Below are 280 nucleotides of genomic sequence, written 5' to 3'. Positions count from 1 at the left end.
GGCGTGATGCCCGCCTTGCCAGCCTCCGCGACGGTCTGGTCCCACGCGGTGCGAGTGAGCGGCAGGTCCTTGGCCTTTCGGACGGCCAGCCAGTCGGCGGCGTGCTGATGGTCGACGCCAAGGGCGGCCAGGGTGTCGGCATCCAACGCGGCGGGCTGGCGAGCGCGCTTGCGCGCGGTACTCTCCGTAGGAGACGAAGTCTCCGTAGGAGATATATCCGGTCTGATCTGATCCGGTCCCTTGCGATCGGGGGGCGACTCGGGGGGCGACTCGGGGGGCG

Source organism: Candidatus Accumulibacter vicinus, assembly GCF_000584955.1.
Classification (GTDB): Bacteria; Pseudomonadota; Gammaproteobacteria; order Burkholderiales; family Rhodocyclaceae; genus Accumulibacter; species Accumulibacter vicinus.
The sequence above is the reverse complement of the archived record's forward strand: the minus strand, read 5'-3'. Positions refer to the sequence as shown.